Source organism: Helicobacter pylori FD535 (assembly GCF_000296015.2).
In the GTDB taxonomy this organism is placed as follows: Bacteria; Campylobacterota; Campylobacteria; order Campylobacterales; family Helicobacteraceae; genus Helicobacter; species Helicobacter pylori_CT.
In genome coordinates, this window is the sequence record NZ_AKHP02000013.1 from 1 (window position 1) to 3,181 (window position 3,181).

The 3,181-nt window shown below is 41.5% G+C and carries 4 protein-coding genes and 1 pseudogene; all 5 read left to right on the forward strand.

The genetic code is table 11. The annotated features are described in order from the left end of the window. Positions 1 to 840, forward strand: a pseudogene (gene ureB, locus DV63_RS11090) (urease subunit beta); the annotation flags it as partial. 194 nt (positions 841 to 1,034) lie between these two features. Beyond that, the gene (gene ureI, locus DV63_RS11095; protein WP_000901259.1) at positions 1,035 to 1,622 is read left to right on the forward strand and encodes an acid-activated urea channel protein UreI; all 588 of its coding nucleotides are present in this window, start codon (positions 1,035 to 1,037) and stop codon (positions 1,620 to 1,622) included. Position 1,623: 1 nt separating this feature from the next. After that, the gene (ureE, locus tag DV63_RS11100) at positions 1,624 to 2,136 is read left to right on the forward strand and encodes an urease accessory protein UreE (protein ID WP_000583049.1); all 513 of its coding nucleotides are present in this window, start codon (positions 1,624 to 1,626) and stop codon (positions 2,134 to 2,136) included. A 25-nt stretch (positions 2,137 to 2,161) separates the two neighbouring features. Further along, positions 2,162 to 2,926, forward strand: coding sequence for an urease accessory protein UreF (locus tag DV63_RS11105; RefSeq protein WP_000357385.1), 765 nt, complete (start codon positions 2,162 to 2,164; stop codon positions 2,924 to 2,926). Positions 2,927 to 2,954: 28 nt separating this feature from the next. After that, positions 2,955 to 3,181 (forward strand): GTP-binding protein (locus tag DV63_RS11110; protein WP_020982382.1); only part of this gene is annotated, 227 nt, incomplete at its 3' end.

The window sequence follows — 3,181 nt, forward strand, 5'->3', positions numbered from 1 at the left end:
GGTGAGCACAATATTCTACCCGCTTCCACTAACCCCACTATCCCTTTCACTGTGAATACAGAAGCAGAACACATGGACATGCTTATGGTGTGCCACCACTTGGATAAAAGCATTAAAGAAGATGTTCAGTTCGCTGATTCAAGGATCCGCCCTCAAACTATTGCGGCTGAAGACACTTTGCATGACATGGGGATTTTCTCCATCACTAGTTCTGACTCTCAAGCTATGGGTCGTGTGGGTGAAGTTATCACCAGAACTTGGCAAACAGCTGACAAAAACAAAAAAGAATTTGGCCGCTTGAAAGAAGAAAAAGGCGATAACGACAACTTCAGGATCAAACGCTACTTGTCTAAATACACCATTAACCCAGCGATCGCTCATGGGATTAGCGAGTATGTAGGTTCTGTAGAAGTGGGCAAAGTGGCTGACTTGGTATTGTGGAGTCCCGCATTCTTTGGCGTGAAACCCAACATGATCATCAAAGGCGGGTTCATCGCATTGAGTCAAATGGGTGATGCGAACGCTTCTATCCCTACCCCACAACCGGTTTATTACAGAGAAATGTTCGCTCATCATGGTAAAGCTAAATACGATGCCAACATCACTTTTGTGTCTCAAGCGGCTTATGACAAAGGCATTAAAGAAGAATTAGGGCTTGAAAGACAAGTGTTGCCGGTAAAAAATTGCAGAAACATCACTAAAAAAGACATGCAATTCAACGACACTACCGCTCACATTGAAGTCAATCCTGAAACTTACCATGTGTTCGTGGATGGCAAAGAAGTAACTTCTAAACCAGCCAATAAAGTGAGCTTGGCACAACTCTTTAGCATTTTCTAGGATCTTTAAAGGAGCAACGCTCCTTAAATCCTTAGTTTTTAGCTCTCTGATTTTTTGTTTATCAAAAAATTGGGGGCTTTTTTTTGTTTTTATTTTTTGTCAATTTACTATTTTTCTTTATGATTAGCTCAAGCAACAAAAGTTATTCGTAAGGTGCGTTTGTTGTAAAAATTTTTGTTTGGAAGGAAAAGGCAATGCTAGGACTTGTATTGTTATATGTTGGGATTGTTTTAATCAGCAATGGGATTTGCGGGTTAACCAAAGTCGATCCTAAAAGCACTGCGGTGATGAACTTTTTTGTGGGCGGACTCTCCATTATTTGTAATGTGGTTGTCATCACTTATTCCGCGCTCAACCCTACAGCCCCTGTAGAAGGTGCTGAAGATATTGCTCAAGTATCGCACCATTTGACTAGTTTCTATGGGCCAGCGACTGGGTTATTGTTTGGTTTCACCTACTTGTATGCGGCTATCAACCACACTTTTGGCTTGGATTGGAGACCCTACTCTTGGTATAGCTTATTCGTAGCGATCAACACGGTTCCTGCTGCGATTTTATCCCACTATAGCGATATGCTTGATGACCACAAAGTGTTAGGCATCACTGAAGGCGATTGGTGGGCGATCATTTGGTTGGCTTGGGGTGTTTTGTGGCTTACCGCTTTCATTGAAAACATCTTGAAAATCCCTTTAGGGAAATTCACTCCATGGCTTGCTATCATTGAGGGTATTTTAACCGCTTGGATCCCTGCTTGGTTACTCTTTATCCAACACTGGGTGTGAGATGATCATAGAGCGTTTAATAGGCAATCTAAGGGATTTAAACCCCTTGGATTTCAGCGTGGATTATGTGGATTTGGAATGGTTTGAAACGAGGAAAAAAATCGCTCGCTTTAAAACCAGGCAAGGCAAAGACATAGCCATACGCCTTAAAGACGCTCCCAAGTTGGGTCTTTCTCAAGGGGACATTTTATTGAAAGAAGAGAAGGAAATTATCGCCGTTAATATCTTGGATTCTGAAGTCATTCACATCCAAGCTAAGAGCGTGGCAGAGGTAGCGAAAATATGCTATGAAATAGGAAACCGCCATGCGGCTTTATACTATGGCGAGTCTCAATTTGAATTTAAAACACCATTTGAAAAGCCCACACTAGCGTTACTAGAAAAGCTAGGGGTTCAAAGTCGTGTTTTAAGTTCAAAACTGGATTCCAAAGAACGCTTAACCGTGAGCATGCCCCATAGTGAGCCTAATTTTAAGGTCTCATTGGCGAGCGATTTTAAAGTGGTCATGAAATAGAAAAATAAAAATAGAAAAATAACAGATGGATAAAGGAAAGAGCGTGGAAAGCACTAAAAAAAGCGTGGGTATGCCCCCAAAAACTCCAAAGACGGATAACAATGCTCATGTGGATAATGAATTTCTGATCTTACAAGTCAATGATGCGGTGTTCCCCATTGGCTCTTACACGCATTCTTTTGGGCTAGAAACTTACATCCAGCAAAAAAAGGTTACCCATAAAGAAAGCGCTTTAGAGTATTTAAAAGCCAATCTCTCTAGCCAGTTCCTTTACACGGAAATGCTGAGCTTGAAATTAACCTATGAAAGTGCCCTCCAACAAGATTTAAAAAAGATCTTAGGGGTTGAAGAAATCATTACACTATCCACAAGCCCCATGGAATTACGATTAGCCAATCAAAAGCTAGGCAATCGCTTCATTAAAACCTTACAAGCCATGAACGAATTAGACATGGGTGTATTTTTCAACGCTTACGCTCAAAAAACCAAAGATCCCACCCATGCCACTAGCTATGGCGTTTTTGCGGCGAGTTTGGGGATTGAATTGAAAAAGGCTTTAAGGCATTATCTTTATGCGCAAACTTCTAACATGGTGATCAACTGCGTTAAAAGCGTCCCACTATCTCAAAACGACGGGCAAAAAATCTTATTGAGCTTGCAAAGCCCTTTTAACCAGCTCATAGAAAAAACCCTAGAACTAGACGAAAGCCACCTGTGTGCGGCAAGCGTTCAAAACGACATTAAGGCGATGCAGCATGAGAGTTTATACTCGCGCCTTTATATGTCTTGAATTTTAATCTCAAATTGAAAGGAATTTTATGGTAAAAATTGGAGTTTGTGGTCCTGTAGGAAGCGGTAAAACCGCCTTGATTGAAGCTTTAACGCGCCACATGTCAAAAGATTATGACATGGCGGTCATCACTAATGATATTTACACCAAAGAAGACGCGGAGTTTATGTGTAAAAATTCGGTGATGCCACGAGAGAGGATCATTGGCGTAGAAACAGGAGGCTGCCCGCACACGGCCATTAGAGAAGACGCTTC